Genomic DNA, 16,222 nt, shown 5'->3' with positions numbered 1-16,222 from the left:
GCGCCTCAGGGCGCCCGTTTCGTTTATTGAAGCTTAGTGAGCGCCGCCGCCCCCGCCGCCGCCGGAGCTGAATGGCGGTTTCGCTACCCACACCAGCGCCAGCAGCACCAGGAATACCCCGGCCGACAGCCAGAAAATCTCGTTGGCGGAGATGATCAGCCCCTGTGCCGTGATCTCGTTGGCGATGTAGGCCGACGCCTGCTGCTTGCTCATGCCGAGCTGCTCGAGCTGCCGGTACATCTCCTGCGACTGCGGATTGTACGGGTTGACGAACTCCGTCAGCTGCGCGTGATGCTGCGATTCGCGCTGCGTCCACAGGGTGGTGGTGATCGAGGTGCCGATCGACCCCGCCAGGGTTCGCGTAAAGTTCGACAGGCTCGATGCCGCCGCCATGCGTTCCGGCGGCAGGCCGGACAGCGTGATGGTGGTCAACGGCATGAAGAAGCAGGCGATGGCGAAACCTTGAACGAACTGCGGCCAGGCCGAAGCGCCGAAGTCCATGCCCGGTTCAAACGTATAGGCGCGCCAGTAGAAGCACACGGCATACATGATGAAGCTGAAAGTCACCAGCTTGCGCATGTCGAGCCGGTTGCCGAACTTACCGATGATCGGCGACAGCAGCACCGGGATCAGCCCGACCGGCGCCGACGCCAGCCCCGCCCAGGTAGCGGTATAGCCGTACACCTCTTGCAGCAGCTGCGGCAGCAGAACGATGGCGCCGAAATACAGCATGTACGCCAGGCTGATGCACAGACAGCCTATGGTAAAGTTGCGCGACTTGAACAGCGATAAATCCACCACCGGATGATCGTCCGTCAGTTCCCAGACCACCAGGAACAGCAGCGCCACGACCGCCACGACGGTCAGGGTGATGATCTCGGTCGAGTTGAACCAGTCCAGCTCCTTGCCCTGATCGAGCATCACCTGCAGCGAACCGATGCCGACGATCAGCAGCACCAGGCCGACGGTGTCGATCGGCTTGATCTCGGTTTTGGTTTCTCGCCCCTTCAGCGTCGCCATCGCCGCCAGGATAACGAAGGCGCCGATCGGGATGTTGATGAAGAAGATCCAACCCCAGTGGTAGTTGTCGCTGATGTAACCGCCGAGAATTGGCCCGAAGATCGGCGCGACGATCACGGTCATCGACCAGAGCGCCAGGGCCATCGCTCGCTTGGCGGGCGGGTAGTTGTTCAGCAACAGGCTCTGAGACAGCGGGATCAGCGGCCCGGCCACCACGCCCTGGATCACGCGGAAGAAGATCAGCATGCCGAGGCTGTTGGAGATGCCGCACAGCCAGGAGGCGAGAACGAACAGCGCGGTGGACCAGAGGAACAGCCGCACTTCGCCGATGCGCTTCGCCAGCCAGCCGGTGATCGGGATCGAGATGGCGTTCGCCACGCCGAACGAGGTGATCACCCAGGTGCCCTGCGAGTTGGAAGACCCGAGGTTACCGGCAATGGTGGGGATCGCCACGTTGGCGATGGTGGAGTCCAGCACCTGCATGAAGGTCGCCATGGCGAGCGCGACCGTCATCCAGGCAAGCTGGGCGCCTTCAAGCGGTTTCTGTGGCAAGATGGCCTCCCGCGCGCTTAGCCGGCGTTCGCATGGATCACGTCGGCGATCAGCTGGTTAACCGGCGCCAGGTTCAACGCCAGCGCGTCGCTCTGATACAGCGGTTTGTCGCGCACCACGTCAGACAGCACGCGGCCGTCCAGGTTGGCGGTGTCGACGGTCACCAGCGTCGAAAGACCGATGCGCAGCGGATGGTCGGCCACCTGCTTGGCGTCGAGCTCAATACGCACCGGCAGACGTTGCACCACCTTGATCCAGTTGCCGGTGGCGTTCTGGGCCGGCAGCAGCGAGAAGGCGCTGCCGGTGCCCATGTCGATACCGACCACTTTGCCTTGATACACCACGTCGTCGCCGTAGACGTCGCTGACCACCGTCGCCGGCTGGCCGATGCGCATATTGGCGATCTGCGTTTCCTTGAAGTTGGCGTCAACCCAGATGTGATCGGCCGGCACCACCGCCATCAGCGGCGAACCGGCGGCGATCTGCGCGCCGACCTGCACGCTGCGGCGCGAGACATAGCCGGTAATCGGGCTGATCACTTTGGTACGCTGCAGCGCCAGCCAGGCGTCGCGCATCTGCGCGGCGGCTTGCTGGATCGCCGGCTGCTGTTCCAGCGGGGTGTTCAGCACCATCGCCTGGTTGGCGTTGTATTGCTGCACCGCCACTTCCAGCGCGGCTTTGGCGCTGTCGACCGCATCGCGAGCGTGTTGCAGCTCTTCGCGGCCGATGGCGTCAACGCTGCCCAGCACCACGCGACGTTTCAGATCGTTCTCGGCCTTGCTCAGATCGGTCTTGCGCAAGGCGATGTTGGCCTGATACTGCTTGCTGTTGATGATCAGCTGGTGGGTCTGACGCACGCTGTTGGCCAGGCCGGTTTTGGCGCGTTCAAACGCCTGCTCGGCATCGGTCGGATCGAGCGTCAGCAGCACGTCGCCCTGCTTGACGTAGTCGGTGTTGTCGAAGTTGACGCTGTTCACGCTGCCGGACACCTGGGCCATGATCTGCACCTGGTTGCCGGAGACGTAGGCGTCGTCGGTTTCCTGGTGATGACGCAGCACCAGGAACCAATACACTAAATAAGCCACCCCTATAACAATGAAAATAACCGTCAGCAACAGCAGCCAAAATTTGCGCTGCTTCTTTTTGCCGCTCGGCTGCTGCGGGTTTTGGGTTTCCGCGCTTGCGCTCATGGTGTTCTCCAAGCCTTATATTATTATGCTTTCGAATCCGCTGCGGCCGGGGCCTGATAGCCACCGCCCAACGCGCGGATCAGTCCTATCTTCGCCTGCAGTAAATTGCTGCTGGCATTCAACTCCGCCTGTTGCTGCTGCAATAGCTGCGTCTGGCTGGTCAACAGATCGTCGCGCCCGATAATCCCTGCCTGGTAACGGGCGTTGGCGACCTGATACACCTGTTGCATCGACTGGGCCGCGGACGCCGCCTGCAGCTGCTGTTGTGCAGAGCTCTGCTGGATGGTGATGGCGTCGGCGGTTTCCTGTACCGCATTCAGGATGGTTTGGTTGTAGGATTCCACCGCTTCGTCATACAGCGCGGATTCCTCGCCCAGCTTGCTGCGCAGGGCCCCGGCGTGGAAGATCGGCAGCGAGATCGCCGGCATCACGTTCCAGGCCTGGCTGGCCGCTTCAAACAGATTCGGGCTGGTGCCACTGGTATTGGTGGTCATCAGGCCGGCGAAGGCTGAAATGGTCAGGCTGGGGTAAAACTCTTTACGCGCGGCGCTGACGCGCTGGCTGTAAGACTCCACCAGCTGGCGTTGCGCGGCGATGTCCGGGCGTTTGCCCAGCAGATCCGCCGTCAGTTCGCCCTGCGGCGCCATCAGGTTGTCTGCAGGCAGCGGCACCTGACGCAGGTGCTGCATGGCGTTCGGCCCCTGGCCCGCCAGCGCGGCGAGCTGGTGTCTGAGCTGTTCGATTTGCGACTGCAGCTGCAGAATCTGCTGTTTGGCGACGTCGGACTGCGCCTGGGTTTGTTGCGGCACGTCGACGCCGGTCAGGCCGGCCTGATAGCGCTGTTGGCGCAGCGCGGTCAGGCGCTCGTTGTTGTTCACTTCCTGCTGCAGCAGCTTCTCGAGCGCGAGATTGCTCTGCAGCTGATAATAGGCGGACGCCACCGAGCTGGTCAGCGTCAGCGCCGCCTGTTCCTGCTCGGCGCGCGCTGCGTTCACTTGCGCCTTGGCGGCGTTCACCTGGTTGCGGTATTTGCCCCACCAGTCGAACTCGTACGCCAGGTTCAACCCCAGCGAGTTGGAGCTTGAATAGATCGGCTTATGCGGATACCCCAGCCCCATATTGACGTTCTGCGGCACGCGCTGACGCTGGGTGCTGGCGTTCAGATCCAGGTTCGGCCCGTTGGCGGCGTTGGCTTCGCCTACCACGCTCTGCGCTTCGCGCACGCGGGCGGCGGCCTGACGCAGGGTCGGCGAACTTTGCAGCGTCTGCGTCATCAAGGCGTCCAACTGCGGATCCTTGAGGGCGCGCCACCACTGCGGGCTGACGGCCAGCGAACTGACTTTCGGCTGAGCCAACTGCAGGCTCTGCGGATCCATCAGCGTGGATTGCGGGGCAATATTATCGGTAGAAGCACACCCGGCCAGCAGCAACACGGCGAACAGCGGTGTGAATCTCCAGTGAAATGGGGATCGCATAAGTAGGTACCTGAACAGAAATTGTGAATTAGGGTAACTGTTCTGTGATTTCCATTTGATCCAGACGTGCCAGCAATTTGCGCGTCAGCTGTTCCAGCTGTTTTTGCTCATCGTCGGTCAGCGTGGACCACAGGAAATGCAGACATTGGTGCTGCGGCGGCAGCAGTTGACTGAGAAATTCTTCCCCCTGCGGCGTCAGATGCAGATGCAGGCAGCGGCGATCGTTGTCGCTTTCCCGGCGCTCGATCCAGCCGCGCTTCTCCAGCTCGTCGGCGATGCGGGTCGCATTGGTGCGCGAGGAGCCCAGGGCAGAGCTTAGCTCAGAAGGTTGGATGCTGTGGCTTTCCTGCGCATCCAGGGTAATCAGCGCCATAAACAGTGTTTCGTTAATCCCCTGCGCTTTCAGCATCTTATTGCGATTTTCCAGCAGCTTGCCTTGCATGTGCATGCACAGACGGGTCAGCAGGATTTCCTGATAAGGGAAATCTTTCTGCCGCGTGGCGCGGAAATTCAGCATTTGTTCTATGGGGGCAAACGAGCTTTCCATAATTTAGGGCCTCATTAATTTCGTTCGAGATAGTAACGACGGTGACAAATAATGTAAATGTTCAGCCGTGCGGATAATTTAGCAATTCGTGTCATTTGTCAGTGTTTGTAAAGATGTGACGCCTGAAAACGCCAGTGTGAAGCCAAACGGTCGGAGGCGGCGTCAGCCAGGGCCGAAAAACATTAACAATTTTAATGTGACGCCAAAGGCCGTCGCGCCGAGCAGCGTCGACAGAATGATGCTTTTACTGCGGTAGAAGCACAGCGCCAGCGCGGCGAACCCCGCTAACGTCGGCAGCAGCTTGTCCGGTTCGCGCATCACCACCGGCGTGCTGGAGACCACCAGCAGAGCGCAGATGGAGGCGATGCCGATGCTGTCGAGCAGCAGGGCGGCTTTGCCGCGTTTGATGCCGGGCTGAGCGCGCGCCGGCGCCAGCCGCAGCGGCAGATAACGGAACAGGTAGTTGGCGCAGCCCACCACCAGGCCGATCACCAGCACATCAGTGTTCATGGCTGGCCTCCGCGTGCGGGGGTTGGAACAGGGCGGCGGCGCAGCCGGCGCCGATGCCGGCCAAAATGGCGACCGGAATGGAGAACAGCACCACGCCGAGCAGCGCGCCGGCCAGCGCGGCGGCGATGGTCAGGCTCTGCGGGCGCCGGAAAGCGGCCAGCAGGAAACTGAGAAACAGCGCCGGCAGCATGAAGGCGAGCGAGGCCTCGATCACCGGGAACTGCTCCAGCGGGCCGTTGCCGAACAGCGCGCCGAGCGCGGTGCCGGCTACCCAGGAGAGCCAGGAACAGAGCGCGATGCCCAGCATCCAGTTTTCGCTCCAGCTGCGGTTATTGCGCATCAGCCTGGCGGTGGCGGCGGCGAACACCTCATCGGTCAGGCCAAAGGCCCACAGCGCCGTTTTGCCGGGCGACAGGCGCGAGACGATGCGGTGACGCAGCGCCGGGCCATACAACAGGTGGCGCACGTCCATCGCCATTACCGTCAGCGCGGAGACCCACAGCGACATGCCGGCGCTCAGCAGGGCGGTGATCACGAACTGGCTGGCGCCGGCGTAGATGATGCAGGAGAAGAAAATACTTTCCAGCGGGGAAAAGCCCAGTTTGACGGCGCTGAGGCCGAAAGCGAACGCCACCGGCACGTACCCGATGACGATCGGCAAACTGTCGACGACGCCGTTGGCGAAGGTGGCGCTGACGGCGGGCGGAGTAAGGCTGTCTGCAGCTTGGCTTTGCATGGTTGTGGGTCGCAGGGTAGATAGGTCGTCAATAGTTTATGCCCAGAACATTACCAGAGAGTAAGTAATGTTTATACCCTGCACCGCTAATAAATTTCTTTAGTGACTATTTGCACGATAATCAGATTGCCGCCGGCCCCTGCGGATCGTGATGCTTGCCGAGCCACCAGGTCAGCAGGTTGAGCAGGCATAACACCCCTCCGACGGCGGCTACGCCGTACCAGCCGGCATGCTGATAGGCGGACGCGGAGAGCAGCGAACCGAGGGCGCCGCCGATAAAGTAGCTGGTCATGTAGCCGGCGGTCAGGCGGTTGCGCGCCTCCGGCATGATGCGATACATCACGCTCTGGTTGGTGACGTGTACCGCCTGCACCGCCAGATCGAGGATCAGGATGCCGGCGATCAGCGCCCACAGCGATTGTTTAGCCAGCGCGATAGGTATCCAGGACAGCAGCAGCAATACCAGGCCGACGGTGGTGGTCAACCCGGCCTTGCCTTTGTCTGCCAGATGCCCGGCGCGCGAAGCGGCCAGCGCACCGGCGGCGCCCACCAGGCCGAACAGCCCGATCACCCCTTCGGAATAGTTGAACGGCGGCGCGGCGAGCAGAAAGGCCATTGAGGTCCAGAGTACGCTGAAGTTGGCGAACGACAGGGCGCCGAGAATGGCGCGGGTGCGCAGCAGCGGCGTGCGGCAGAACAGGCTGAAGATCGAGGCCAGCAGCTGCGGGTAGTTCAGCCCGGAGTGTTGCTTATAGCGCGGCAGCGCGCGCCACAGGATCAGCGCCATCAGGATCATCAGCACGCTGGCGACCCAGTAGATGGTGCGCCAGCCGCCGAACGACGCCAAGGCGCCCGCGACGGTGCGTGCCAGCAGGATGCCGAGCAGCAGGCCGCTCATGATGATGCCGACGGTCTTGCCGCGCTTTTCCGGGTGGGCCAGCGTGGCGGCCAGCGGCACCAGGATCTGCGCCACCACCGAGAACAGCCCGGTGAGCGCGGTGCCGAGGATCATCATCGGCAGCGTGGCGGAAGTGGCGGTGATCAGCATGCCGCCGGCGGCCAGCAGCGTCATGAACACGATCAGCCCGCGGCGCTCGAACATGTCGCCGAGCGGCACCAGCAGCAGCAGGCCGGTTGCATAACCGAGCTGCGCGGCGGTGACGATAAAGCCGGCCTGATTGACCGACAGGTTGAAACCGGTGGCGATGGTTTCCAGCAGCGGTTGCGCGTAATAGTTGCTGGCGACCGCCAGGCCGGTTGCGATGGCGATCAGCACGGTCAGCGCCGGGCTGAGGCCCGGATGGGCGTTTTGTTGGCTCATGGTTTTTTCATCACGGAAAGAAGATGGCGCGCAGTATCCGGCAACGCGCGTCTGGAAACCAATGTATAATTTTCATTTGATTTATCTCATTTCAAGATAGATGCCATGAACCTGAAACAGATCCGCTATGCGCTGGCGGTGGCGGAAGAACAGAGTTTCACCCGGGCGGCACAGCGCTGCCATACGGTGCAGTCGGCGCTCAGCCACCAGATCGCCAAACTGGAAGAAGAGCTGGGCTGTACGCTGTTTGAACGTACTTCGCGCCGGGTGCGCTTGACCCCCGCCGGCCAGGCTTTCATACCCTCGGCGCAGCGACTGTTGGCGGCGCAGCAGGCGCTGGTGGAGGAGGTGACCGCCGCCGGCGATGCGGTGTCCGGCACCCTGACCATCGGCACGATTTCAACCATAAACGCGATTGATCTGACCGAAAAGCTCGACAAGTTTCATCGCCACTATCCGGCGGTGAACATCCGCCTGTACGTTGGCATGAGCGAAGCCCTGCTGGAGGATGTGCGTCAGCAGAAGTGCGATATGGCGTTCGTCGGCATCTGGCCCGGCGATGTCGATCTGCTGCCGATGTCGCACCGGCAGTTGACCGATGAGCCGCTGGTGGCGCTGGTGGCGCCGCAGCACCCGCTGGCCAACCGCGAGCGGGTTAACCTGCAGGCGCTGGCGGAAGTGCCGCTGGTGGATTTCTACAGCGGCACCGGCGCGCGGCGCCAAACCGACCGCGCCTTTCAGGCGGCGGGCATCCGCCGGCACGTCAGTTTTGAGATCGATCATATCGAATGGCTGGAGAATCTGGTGCGGCGCGGGTTGGCGGCGGGTATCGTACCGATCTCGACCGCGCAACGCTTAAGCGCGCTGGTGTCGATTCCGATTGAAGACGGGCCGCGGCGCCAGGTGTATTGCATCTGGCCGCAGCCCTTGTCGAACGCCGCGGCCCGTTTTTTACAGTTCAGCGGCATCGATCTGGCGGGGTAGGGGCGCGGCAGAGACGGCGTCCCCGATCGGTTACGGCTTCGCCGCTTCGGCGGCGGTTTTCACCCAGCCGTCGAAGGTCGCCTGATGCGCCTTGATCCAACCGTTGACGTGGTTTTGGATGTCGGCCTCCGAAGCCTGGCCTTCATGCATGCGCAGGTTTTGCGCGTTGATGTCGGCGATCGGCAGCTTCATGATGGCGAACAGCTTGGCGGCCGCCGGGTTGGCTTCGGCCCACTGCTTGTTGGCGGCGATGCGCATGGTGTTGACCGGGAAGCCGTAGTTGGCGCCGTTAGGCAGCTTGGTATCGACGTTCTTCTGCTCGCCCGGCAAGGAAGAGAACGGTACCTGCAGCCAGACCACGTCGCGGCCCGGCACCATCACATCGCTGACCCAGTACGGCGTCCAGGTGTAATACAGTACCGGTTTGCCCTCTTTGTAGCGGGTGATGGTGTCGGCGATCATCGCCGCGTAGTTGCCCTGGTTGTGTTCGACGGTATTGCTCAGGCCATAGGCCTTGATGTGGTGGTTGATCACCGCCTCGCAGCCCCAGCCCGGGGTGCAGCCGGTCAGATCGGCCTTGCCGTCGCCGTTGGTGTCGAACAGCTTGGCGATCTTGGGATCCTTGAGCTGTTCGACGTTGGTGATGTGGTACTGCTCGGCGGTTTTCTTGTCGATCAGGTAGCCCTGTGCGGCGCCGTTGACGTAGACGCCTTCGCGGTAGAACTTGGCGTCGCCGCCGGCGGCCTTGTACTGATCGGCGTGCAGCGGATCCCAATTGACCGCGATAAAGGTGGCGTCGCCGGAGGCGATGGAGGTGTAGGCGACGTTGTAATCCACTTCGCGCGGTTCCTTCACGTCGTAACCCAGTTTTTCCAGCGCCTTGCTGACCAGCAGCGTCTGGAACGTCTCTTCGGAAATGGTGCTTTGCACCGGCTGTACCGCTATTCCCTTGCCGGGTAAATCCGCCGCGATGGCGCTCTGTGAGCCAATCAGTGTCGTCAGGGCGAGAGCCCAGATGCCCGTGGTGCGCATAGTGTTTCCCCTCTTTTGATGTGGTGGTGCCCTGGCCCGCCGGGGCCGCAGCCGCCGGCGGGAAAAGCGTCAGGCTTGTTTGATAAATGGACGGGTAAACAGCCCGATGGGGCCGCGACGGTACCAGCGGCCGATGCCCTTGCTGCGGCGATCGCGCCCCAGCGATTGGGTGAGGCGATCGAGAATGATCGCCAGGATCACGATGCCGACCCCGCCGATGGCGGCCAGGCCCATATCCAGCCGGCCGATGCCGCGCAGCACCATCTGGCCCAGACCGCCGACGGCGATCATCGAGGCGATGACGACCATCGACAGCGCCAACATCAGCGTCTGGTTCACGCCGGCCATGATGGTCGGCATCGCCAGCGGCAGCTGCACCTTGAACAGCAGCTGGCGCGGGCTGGCGCCAAAGGATTCGGCGGCCTCGATCAGATCCTCCGGCACCTGCTTGATGCCAAGAATGGTCAGACGCACGATCGGCGGCAGCGCGAAGATAATGGTCACCACCACGCCCGGCACGTTGCCGATGCCGAACAGCATGACGATCGGCACCAGATAGACGAAGGCCGGGGTGGTTTGCATGGCGTCGAGCAGCGGCCTAATCACTTTGGCGGCATGCTTGCTGCGCGCCAGCCAGATGCCGAGCGGCAGGCCGATAAGGATGCAGAAGAACAGCGCGGTCAGCACCAGCGCCAGCGTAACCATCGCCTGCGACCAGGCGCCGATGGCGCCGATGGCGACCAGAGAGAGCAGCGTCGCGGCGCCCATGCCGAGGCCCGCGATCTGCCAGGCGACCAGCGAGAACACCAGAATGGCGATCGGCGCCGGCATGCCCAACAGCAATTGCTGGAAGCCGCTCAGGATCACGTCTACCGGCACGCGGATGCCCTGGAATAGCGGGCGGAAGTGCAGCACCAGCCAGTCGATGCCTTGCGTGACCCAGGAATCAAACGGCACCCAGGCCTTATGGAACGGATCAAGCAGGCTGAAGTGCTCAGGCTGCGCCGGGGCGCTGCTGAGCCAATCGGCGCCTTGCCCGGCGGCGTCATGAGCGGCCGGCGGCGGTGCGCTGGACCAGGCGTCGCCGGCGTTGGCGGCGGCATCGTGAGTTGGGGCGGCGCCGGCATCGGCCGGTGCGGTAGCCCAGGGATCTTGGGTTTGCGTGGTATCACTCATTGGCTGAGCCCTCCTTGTCCAACGCCTGCAACAGCATGGCCTTGGAGATGATGCCGAGATAGTTATGTTCTTCGCCCACTACCGGCACCGCGCACGGCGCCTGGGCGACCAGGGAGATCAGATCGCTGAGCGGCGTGTCGGCCGGCACGGCGGCGGGGGCCTCAAGCAGGGCATCGTCCAGCGTTTGATTGGCGGACAGCGCCTTTTTCAGCGACTCTATCGACACCACGCCGATAAATTTCTTCCCGCGTTCAACAACATAACCATAATCACGGTCCTCATCGCGCAGCAGCTGCAGCGCCGAGCGGGGGCCAAAACCGGGGGTTTTGCGGATCAGCGTCACCGGACGCCGCTGGGCGATATCCTTGGCGCTGAACACATGACTGATGTCCACGCCGCGGAAGAAGGTGCGCACGTAGTCGTTGGCCGGATTATTGAGGATCTCGTCCGGCGTGCCGACCTGGATCACCTCGCCGCCCTGCATGATGGCGATGCGATCGCCAATGCGCATCGCTTCGTCCAGATCGTGGGAAATAAACACGATGGTGCGCTGATGCTGAGCCTGTAATTTCACCAGCTCATCCTGCATTTCGGTGCGAATTAACGGATCGAGCGCCGAGAAGGCTTCGTCCATCAATAATATATCCGGGTTATTGGTCATCGCGCGGGCTAATCCCACGCGCTGACGCATGCCGCCGGATAATTCATCCGGATAAGACAGCGCATAATTCTCCAGCCCGACCTGACGCAGGGCGTCCAGCGCTTTTTCCTGGCGTTCCTGCAGCGGTATTCCGGCTAATTCCATGCCAAAGGCGGTATTATTCAGAACATTCATGTGCGGCATTAGCGCGAATGACTGAAATACCATGCTGATCTTATTTCTCCGCACGGTGCGCAGCGCGGTGTCGGATATTTTGGCGATGTCCTCACCGTCGATCAGCACCTGACCACGGGTGGGTTCTATCAGACGATTGAGAAGGCGTACCAGGGTGGACTTGCCGGAACCGGAGAGCCCCATGATGACAAATATCTCGCCTTCTTCAATGGCCAGAGTGGCGTCTTTTACGCCGAGCGATAAGCCGGTTTTTTCAAACAGCCGATCTTTTGTCAGACCTTTATCCAGCAGTTTGAATGCGCGTTCCGGGTGCTCGCCAAATATCTTATACAGGTTCTTTACTTCGAGTTTAATTGCCATGCAATTTGCTGTTTCCTCTGGTTTAATTAAAGCGTTATGGGCTGTCCTTAGCAAAATAAAAGAGCTTTTTACCCTAACACAGTGAATATCTGAGACAACCCTCAATGTCATTTAAATGGGATATTAGTGGTTTACATCAAGGTTTTAATTAGTTATGGTAATTTGGCCCGTGACTCAAAATTAACGGCCATTATTCGCCATAATGGTTTGGTTTTTGGGGAAATAATACGGTGTGGCGCAGAGGGATATTTGGGCGCCGCGCCTGCCGTTCGGATAATAAAAAACCCGACCAGAGGCCGGGCAAAAGTCATCAGTATTTCATCAGTTTTAACGACAGGTGCCGATATCGAGGGGGATATCGTCGAGCGTCATGTTATCGCCTTAGTATGACAGCCAGATGGCAGCCTCAGGCCTTGCGATACAGCCTGCGCGGATGGCCGATATTGCCGTACAGCATCTCCACCCGCACGAACTGGGTGGCGACGCAATATTCCAGATAACGGCGAGCGGTGGTTTTGCTGATGCCGACCTGTTCGACCACGTCTTCCACCGCATGCGCCACCGCCGGCTGGGCGATAAACAGCGCCTGCACCAGCTCCAGCGTGTTGGTTTCTATGCCTTTGGCGCTCGGTTCGCTGGAGAACTGCTTCGACTGCAGGTTGTACAGCGCATCGACATTGTCCTGATCGATGATTTTGAAGGTGCGCTGGGTTTGCACGAACTGCATGAAGCGCTCGAGCGAGTTGCGCAGCCGTTTGTAAGACACCGGCTTGATGATGTAGTCGAAGGCGCCGTTGCGGATCGCCTGGCTGCAGGTATGCATGTCGCTGGCGGCGGTGATGAAAATCACCGAACAGGCGGGATTCTTTACCGCCGGTTCTTCCATCAGCTCAATGCCCTGGCCGTCCGGCAGAAAGTTGTCCAGCAGGATCAGCCGCGGCTGATGCTCGTTGGCTTTGGCCCGCGCTTCGGCCAGCGTGGCGGCGTAGGCCACCACCCGCAGGTTGAAATTTTTCTCGATGAACTCTGCGTGCAGCGTCGCCAGTTGCGGCTCATCTTCCACGATCAGAACGTCCAGTGTTTGGTGTGACATAATCGGGTGCTCAAAAAAATCGGGTTATGGGTTTTATTTAGGGATAAATATAGAGAATATCGCGCCGTGCGGCTCGTTGTCCGACACTTCTATGCTGCCGTGCGCCTGTGCCACGTGGCTGGCGACCAGATGCAGGCCGATGCCGTGGTCGCTTTTATCCGCTTTGGTGGTCACGCCCTGTTCAAACAGCGTATCACGAATCTCCTCGGCGATGCCGGTGCCGCGATCCGCCACCTCGATCACCAGCTCGTCGCTGCCGTCGCTGATATAGAGTTCGATCGCGTCGTGCGGAGCCGGGCAGTGCAGCGTCGCCTCCACCGCATTATCCAGCAGGTTGCCGACGATCGACATCAGTTCGGTCTCATTCAGCGCCGCCGGGATCTGCCGCAGCTGGCAGGCCGGATCGAAACGCAGTTCGATGCCTTTCTCTCTGGCGCTGGAGTATTTGCCCAGCAGCAGCCCGCACAGCGCCGCCGAACTGAAGCGCTGCGAGATGAAATCGAGGATCTCCTGCGCCCCCTCCGACTGGGCTTCCACATAGCGGATGGCCTCGTCGTAGCGCTGCATATGCAGCAGCCCAGCCAGCGTGGCGGTCCAGTTCAGCTGCTCGTGGCGCATGATGCGCAGGTTGTCGGCATAGCGTTTCACCTGGCTGAGCTGGCTGCTCAGGGTATTGATATCGTTCTTGTCGCGGAAGCTGATCACCCAGCCTTGCAGCTCCTGCTCCTGCATGATGCGCACCCGGCTGGCGATCACCCGCACGTGGTTGAAGCGGCACACCTCGTCATGGGTGTCGTGCTCCAAGTGCGCGACGGCGAAAAAGTCCGGCTGGGCCTGGATCACGTCGCCGATCGGCCGGCCCAGCAGGCCTGTGGCGGGCTGATGCAGATCCAACAGCTCACGCGCCGCATGGTTGATGGTGATGATCCGCAGCTGCGGATCGATGGCGATCACGCCCTCATAGATGGCTTCCAGCAGCGCTTTTTGCTGGCGCACCAGCAGCGCGATCTCTTTCGGCTCCAGCCAGAACATTTGGCGTTTGAGGTTTTTCGACAGCAGCCAGGAAAAAACGAACAGGGCGATCAGCAGCAGCACGATGGAACCGATAATTTGCGTTAATGTCCTGGCATTTAAATTATCGATATGCGATTTCAAATAGCCGACGGAAACGATGCCGATGACGTGATTATTTTCATCCAGAATCGGCGCCTTGCTGCGTAATGAAACGCCGATGCCGCCCTTGCGAATGGAAATAATGCTTTTTCCTTCCAATACTTCTTTATTATCGCCGCCGATCATCGGCGTGCCCAGGCGGCCCTCATATTCGGAATGATAGAGATGACGGGCATGATTATCACCGATGACGATATAGCTGGCGTCGCTGCTGGCGCGGATTTTTTTCATCAACGCAGCGATCCTGGCGGCGTCGTTTTTTTCTACGGCATCCACCAACGAAGGGATAAGGGCGATTTCACGCGCCTGCACCTGGGCGCGGGCGCCGAGATCGCGGTGCAGCTGCGCATCCAGCTGGTAATAGGTGTAGGCGCCGATGCAGCTCAGCAGCAGGCAGGAGAAGGCCACCAGGCACAGAAACAGCTTGATTTGAAATGAGAGTTTAAGGCGCATGGCGGAGCTTCACCGTAAAGAGATCCTGAAGCCTTACCCTATCACGAGATACGGGGTGTGTAATATTGCGCCCGATCAACTTGTGATCCCTCACACGGGATTAGAGTGAACCGGACGAGAATTGTTCGTCTGCGATAAAGTTGATAAGCTTTAAAATAAAAACGGCATTAATGCCATTAAAACCACGCTGATTTTTACATAATCTTAATTAACTCCATAGAAACCATAACCACCATTAAAAACCCTTTTTAATTTTGAACATAATCACAGCAGATAATCCGTGCGCTTCTCTATGATGGCTGAACAAACTAATAAGAGGCCAGATTATGAGCACAACAGATGATTCTTACCTCGTAGCCAAAGACAAGGCCGCTGATATTCCTCTGCGTGAGAAATGGTGGCGGATACTGGATAATTATAAAGTAGGGATTATTCCGTTACCGTTCTTTATTCTGGCCGGCGTGTTGATTCTGCTCGACTGCCTGGAAGGCAAGTTGCCGAGCGATATCGTGGTGATGGTAGCCACCCTGGCGTTCTTCGGTTTCGCCTGCGGCGAATTCGGCAAGCGCCTGCCGCTGATCGGCAAAATGGGCGCGGCGGCGATCTGCGCCACCTTCATTCCTTCCGCGCTGGTGCACTATGGCCTGCTGCCGGACGTGGTGGTGGAGTCGACCACCAAGTTCTACAAATCGACCAACATTCTTTACCTCTACATCTGCTGCATCATCGTCGGCAGCATCATGAGCATGAACCGCCAGGTGCTGATCCAGGGCTTCCTGCGCATCTTCATCCCCATGCTGTGCGGCGAGATCGTCGGCATGCTGGTGGGGATGGGCGTCGGCATGGCGCTGGGCCTGGAACCGTTCCAGATCTTCTTCTTCCTGATCCTGCCGATCATGGCCGGTGGCGTAGGTGAAGGGGCGATCCCGCTGTCGATGGGCTATGCCGCGATCCTGCACATGGAGCAGGGCGTGGCGCTGGGGCGCATTCTGCCTATCGTGATGCTCGGTAGCCTGACCGCTATCGTCATCGCCGGCCTGCTCAACCAACTGGGCAAGCGTTATCCCCACCTGACCGGCGAAGGCAGCCTGATGCCGAGCAAGCAGGGTGAAAGCGACATGAGCGCGGTGGAAAAAATCAGCGGCAAGGTGGACGTCAGCACCATCGCCTGCGGCGCGCTGTTGGCCATTCTGCTGTATATGGTGGGCATGCTGCTGCACCGTCTGATCGGCCTGCCGGCGCCGGTGGGCATGCTGTTCGCCGCCGTGGCGGTGAAGTTGGCGCACGGGGTGTCGCCGCGCATTCAGGAAGGCTCGCAGGTGGTGTACAAATTCTTCCGCACCGCCGTGACCTATCCCATCCTGTTCGCCGTCGGGGTAGCCATCACGCCGTGGCAGGAACTGGTGGACGCGTTCACCGTACAGAATCTGATCGTGATCGTCACCACCGTCAGCGCGCTGGTAGCGACCGGTTTCTTCGTCGGCAAGAAAATCGGCATGCATCCTATCGACGTGGCGATCGTCTCCTGCTGCCAGAGCGGGCAGGGCGGGACCGGCGACGTCGCGATCCTCACCGCCGGCAACCGCATGTCGTTGATGCCGTTCGCCCAGATCGCAACCCGTATCGGCGGCGCTATCAACGTTTCGCTGTCGTTGCTGGTGTTGGCCAAGTTCTTCGTATAACTCCTATAAATCCTTAGCGTTACTTTGCCTTTCCCCGCCCCCGCGGGGATTTTTTTTGCCCGCGCGCCGGCCCGACGCGCGGG

Annotated in this window: 15 protein-coding genes; 3 read left to right on the top strand and 12 right to left on the bottom strand. The window is 60.4% G+C overall.

The features are described 5' to 3' along the window. Positions 1–33: 33 nt before the first annotated feature. The 7 genes from emrB to ACMGG9_RS18375 form a co-directional block, all read right to left on the bottom strand. Positions 34–1,572 carry a multidrug efflux MFS transporter permease subunit EmrB gene (gene emrB / locus ACMGG9_RS18405; protein ID WP_033644166.1) on the bottom strand — a complete coding sequence of 513 codons (1,539 nt, stop codon included), beginning with the start codon at positions 1,570–1,572 and terminating at the stop codon, positions 34–36. Between the two features lie 17 nt (positions 1,573–1,589). Continuing rightward, positions 1,590–2,762, bottom strand: coding sequence for a multidrug efflux MFS transporter periplasmic adaptor subunit EmrA (gene emrA, locus ACMGG9_RS18400; RefSeq protein WP_016929855.1), 1,173 nt, complete (start codon positions 2,760–2,762; stop codon positions 1,590–1,592). A gap of 23 nt (positions 2,763–2,785) precedes the next feature. Beyond that, a complete protein-coding gene (locus ACMGG9_RS18395; RefSeq protein ID WP_033644165.1) occupies positions 2,786–4,237 on the bottom strand; it encodes an efflux transporter outer membrane subunit in 1,452 nt (483 codons plus the stop codon). Between the two features lie 28 nt (positions 4,238–4,265). Beyond that, complete coding sequence (gene mprA / locus ACMGG9_RS18390) at positions 4,266–4,784, bottom strand: transcriptional repressor MprA (RefSeq protein ID WP_004928879.1); 519 nt, start codon at positions 4,782–4,784, stop codon at positions 4,266–4,268. 162 nt (positions 4,785–4,946) lie between these two features. Continuing rightward, positions 4,947–5,294 (bottom strand): L-valine transporter subunit YgaH, encoded by a 348-nt coding sequence (gene ygaH / locus ACMGG9_RS18385; RefSeq protein WP_033644164.1) that lies wholly within the window; start codon positions 5,292–5,294, stop codon positions 4,947–4,949. Beyond that, positions 5,284–6,030, bottom strand: coding sequence for an AzlC family ABC transporter permease (locus ACMGG9_RS18380; protein WP_033644163.1), 747 nt, complete (start codon positions 6,028–6,030; stop codon positions 5,284–5,286). Before ACMGG9_RS18380 ends, ygaH begins: the two co-directional genes overlap by 11 nt. Before the next feature lie 121 nt (positions 6,031–6,151). Next, the gene (locus ACMGG9_RS18375) at positions 6,152–7,351 is read right to left on the bottom strand and encodes an MFS transporter (RefSeq protein ID WP_047025549.1); all 1,200 of its coding nucleotides are present in this window, start codon (positions 7,349–7,351) and stop codon (positions 6,152–6,154) included. Between the two features lie 105 nt (positions 7,352–7,456). Between ACMGG9_RS18375 and ACMGG9_RS18370 the strand changes: the two genes are divergently transcribed. Beyond that, positions 7,457–8,335, top strand: a complete 879-nt coding sequence (locus ACMGG9_RS18370) for a LysR family transcriptional regulator (protein WP_042785250.1) — start codon at positions 7,457–7,459, stop codon at positions 8,333–8,335. 30 nt (positions 8,336–8,365) lie between these two features. Here ACMGG9_RS18370 and proX read toward each other — a convergent pair whose 3' ends face one another. From proX to proV, 3 genes are all read right to left on the bottom strand, one after another. After that, positions 8,366–9,367 carry a glycine betaine/L-proline ABC transporter substrate-binding protein ProX gene (gene proX, locus ACMGG9_RS18365; protein ID WP_033644160.1) on the bottom strand — a complete coding sequence of 334 codons (1,002 nt, stop codon included), beginning with the start codon at positions 9,365–9,367 and terminating at the stop codon, positions 8,366–8,368. Between the two features lie 69 nt (positions 9,368–9,436). Next, on the bottom strand, positions 9,437–10,543 hold the full coding sequence (proW, locus tag ACMGG9_RS18360; RefSeq protein WP_042785249.1) for a glycine betaine/L-proline ABC transporter permease ProW: 1,107 nt from the start codon (positions 10,541–10,543) through the stop codon (positions 9,437–9,439). Continuing rightward, positions 10,536–11,738 carry a glycine betaine/L-proline ABC transporter ATP-binding protein ProV gene (gene proV / locus ACMGG9_RS18355; RefSeq protein WP_414161617.1) on the bottom strand — a complete coding sequence of 401 codons (1,203 nt, stop codon included), beginning with the start codon at positions 11,736–11,738 and terminating at the stop codon, positions 10,536–10,538. The genes proW and proV overlap by 8 nt, the downstream gene beginning before the upstream one ends. A gap of 126 nt (positions 11,739–11,864) precedes the next feature. Here proV and ACMGG9_RS18350 point away from each other — a divergent pair, with 126 nt between their 5' ends. Continuing rightward, the gene (locus tag ACMGG9_RS18350) at positions 11,865–12,128 is read left to right on the top strand and encodes a hypothetical protein (RefSeq protein WP_342193183.1); all 264 of its coding nucleotides are present in this window, start codon (positions 11,865–11,867) and stop codon (positions 12,126–12,128) included. A gap of 16 nt (positions 12,129–12,144) precedes the next feature. Here ACMGG9_RS18350 and ACMGG9_RS18345 read toward each other — a convergent pair whose 3' ends face one another. Together ACMGG9_RS18345 and ACMGG9_RS18340 are read right to left on the bottom strand one after the other, a co-directional pair. Then, complete coding sequence (locus ACMGG9_RS18345; RefSeq protein WP_033644157.1) at positions 12,145–12,831, bottom strand: response regulator; 687 nt, start codon at positions 12,829–12,831, stop codon at positions 12,145–12,147. A gap of 33 nt (positions 12,832–12,864) precedes the next feature. Further along, positions 12,865–14,457, bottom strand: a complete 1,593-nt coding sequence (locus ACMGG9_RS18340; protein ID WP_033644156.1) for a sensor histidine kinase — start codon at positions 14,455–14,457, stop codon at positions 12,865–12,867. A gap of 326 nt (positions 14,458–14,783) precedes the next feature. On the opposite strand from ACMGG9_RS18340, the gene ACMGG9_RS18335 reads away from it, so the two are divergent. After that, a complete protein-coding gene (locus tag ACMGG9_RS18335; RefSeq protein WP_033644155.1) occupies positions 14,784–16,139 on the top strand; it encodes a 2-hydroxycarboxylate transporter family protein in 1,356 nt (451 codons plus the stop codon). The last annotated feature ends 83 nt before the right edge of the window (positions 16,140–16,222 follow it).

The sequence above is a fragment of the Serratia sp. BNK-10 genome (genome assembly GCF_047456065.1).
GTDB classification, from domain to species: Bacteria; Pseudomonadota; Gammaproteobacteria; order Enterobacterales; family Enterobacteriaceae; genus Serratia; species Serratia ureilytica.
This window is presented reverse-complemented; position numbering and strand designations above follow the sequence as displayed.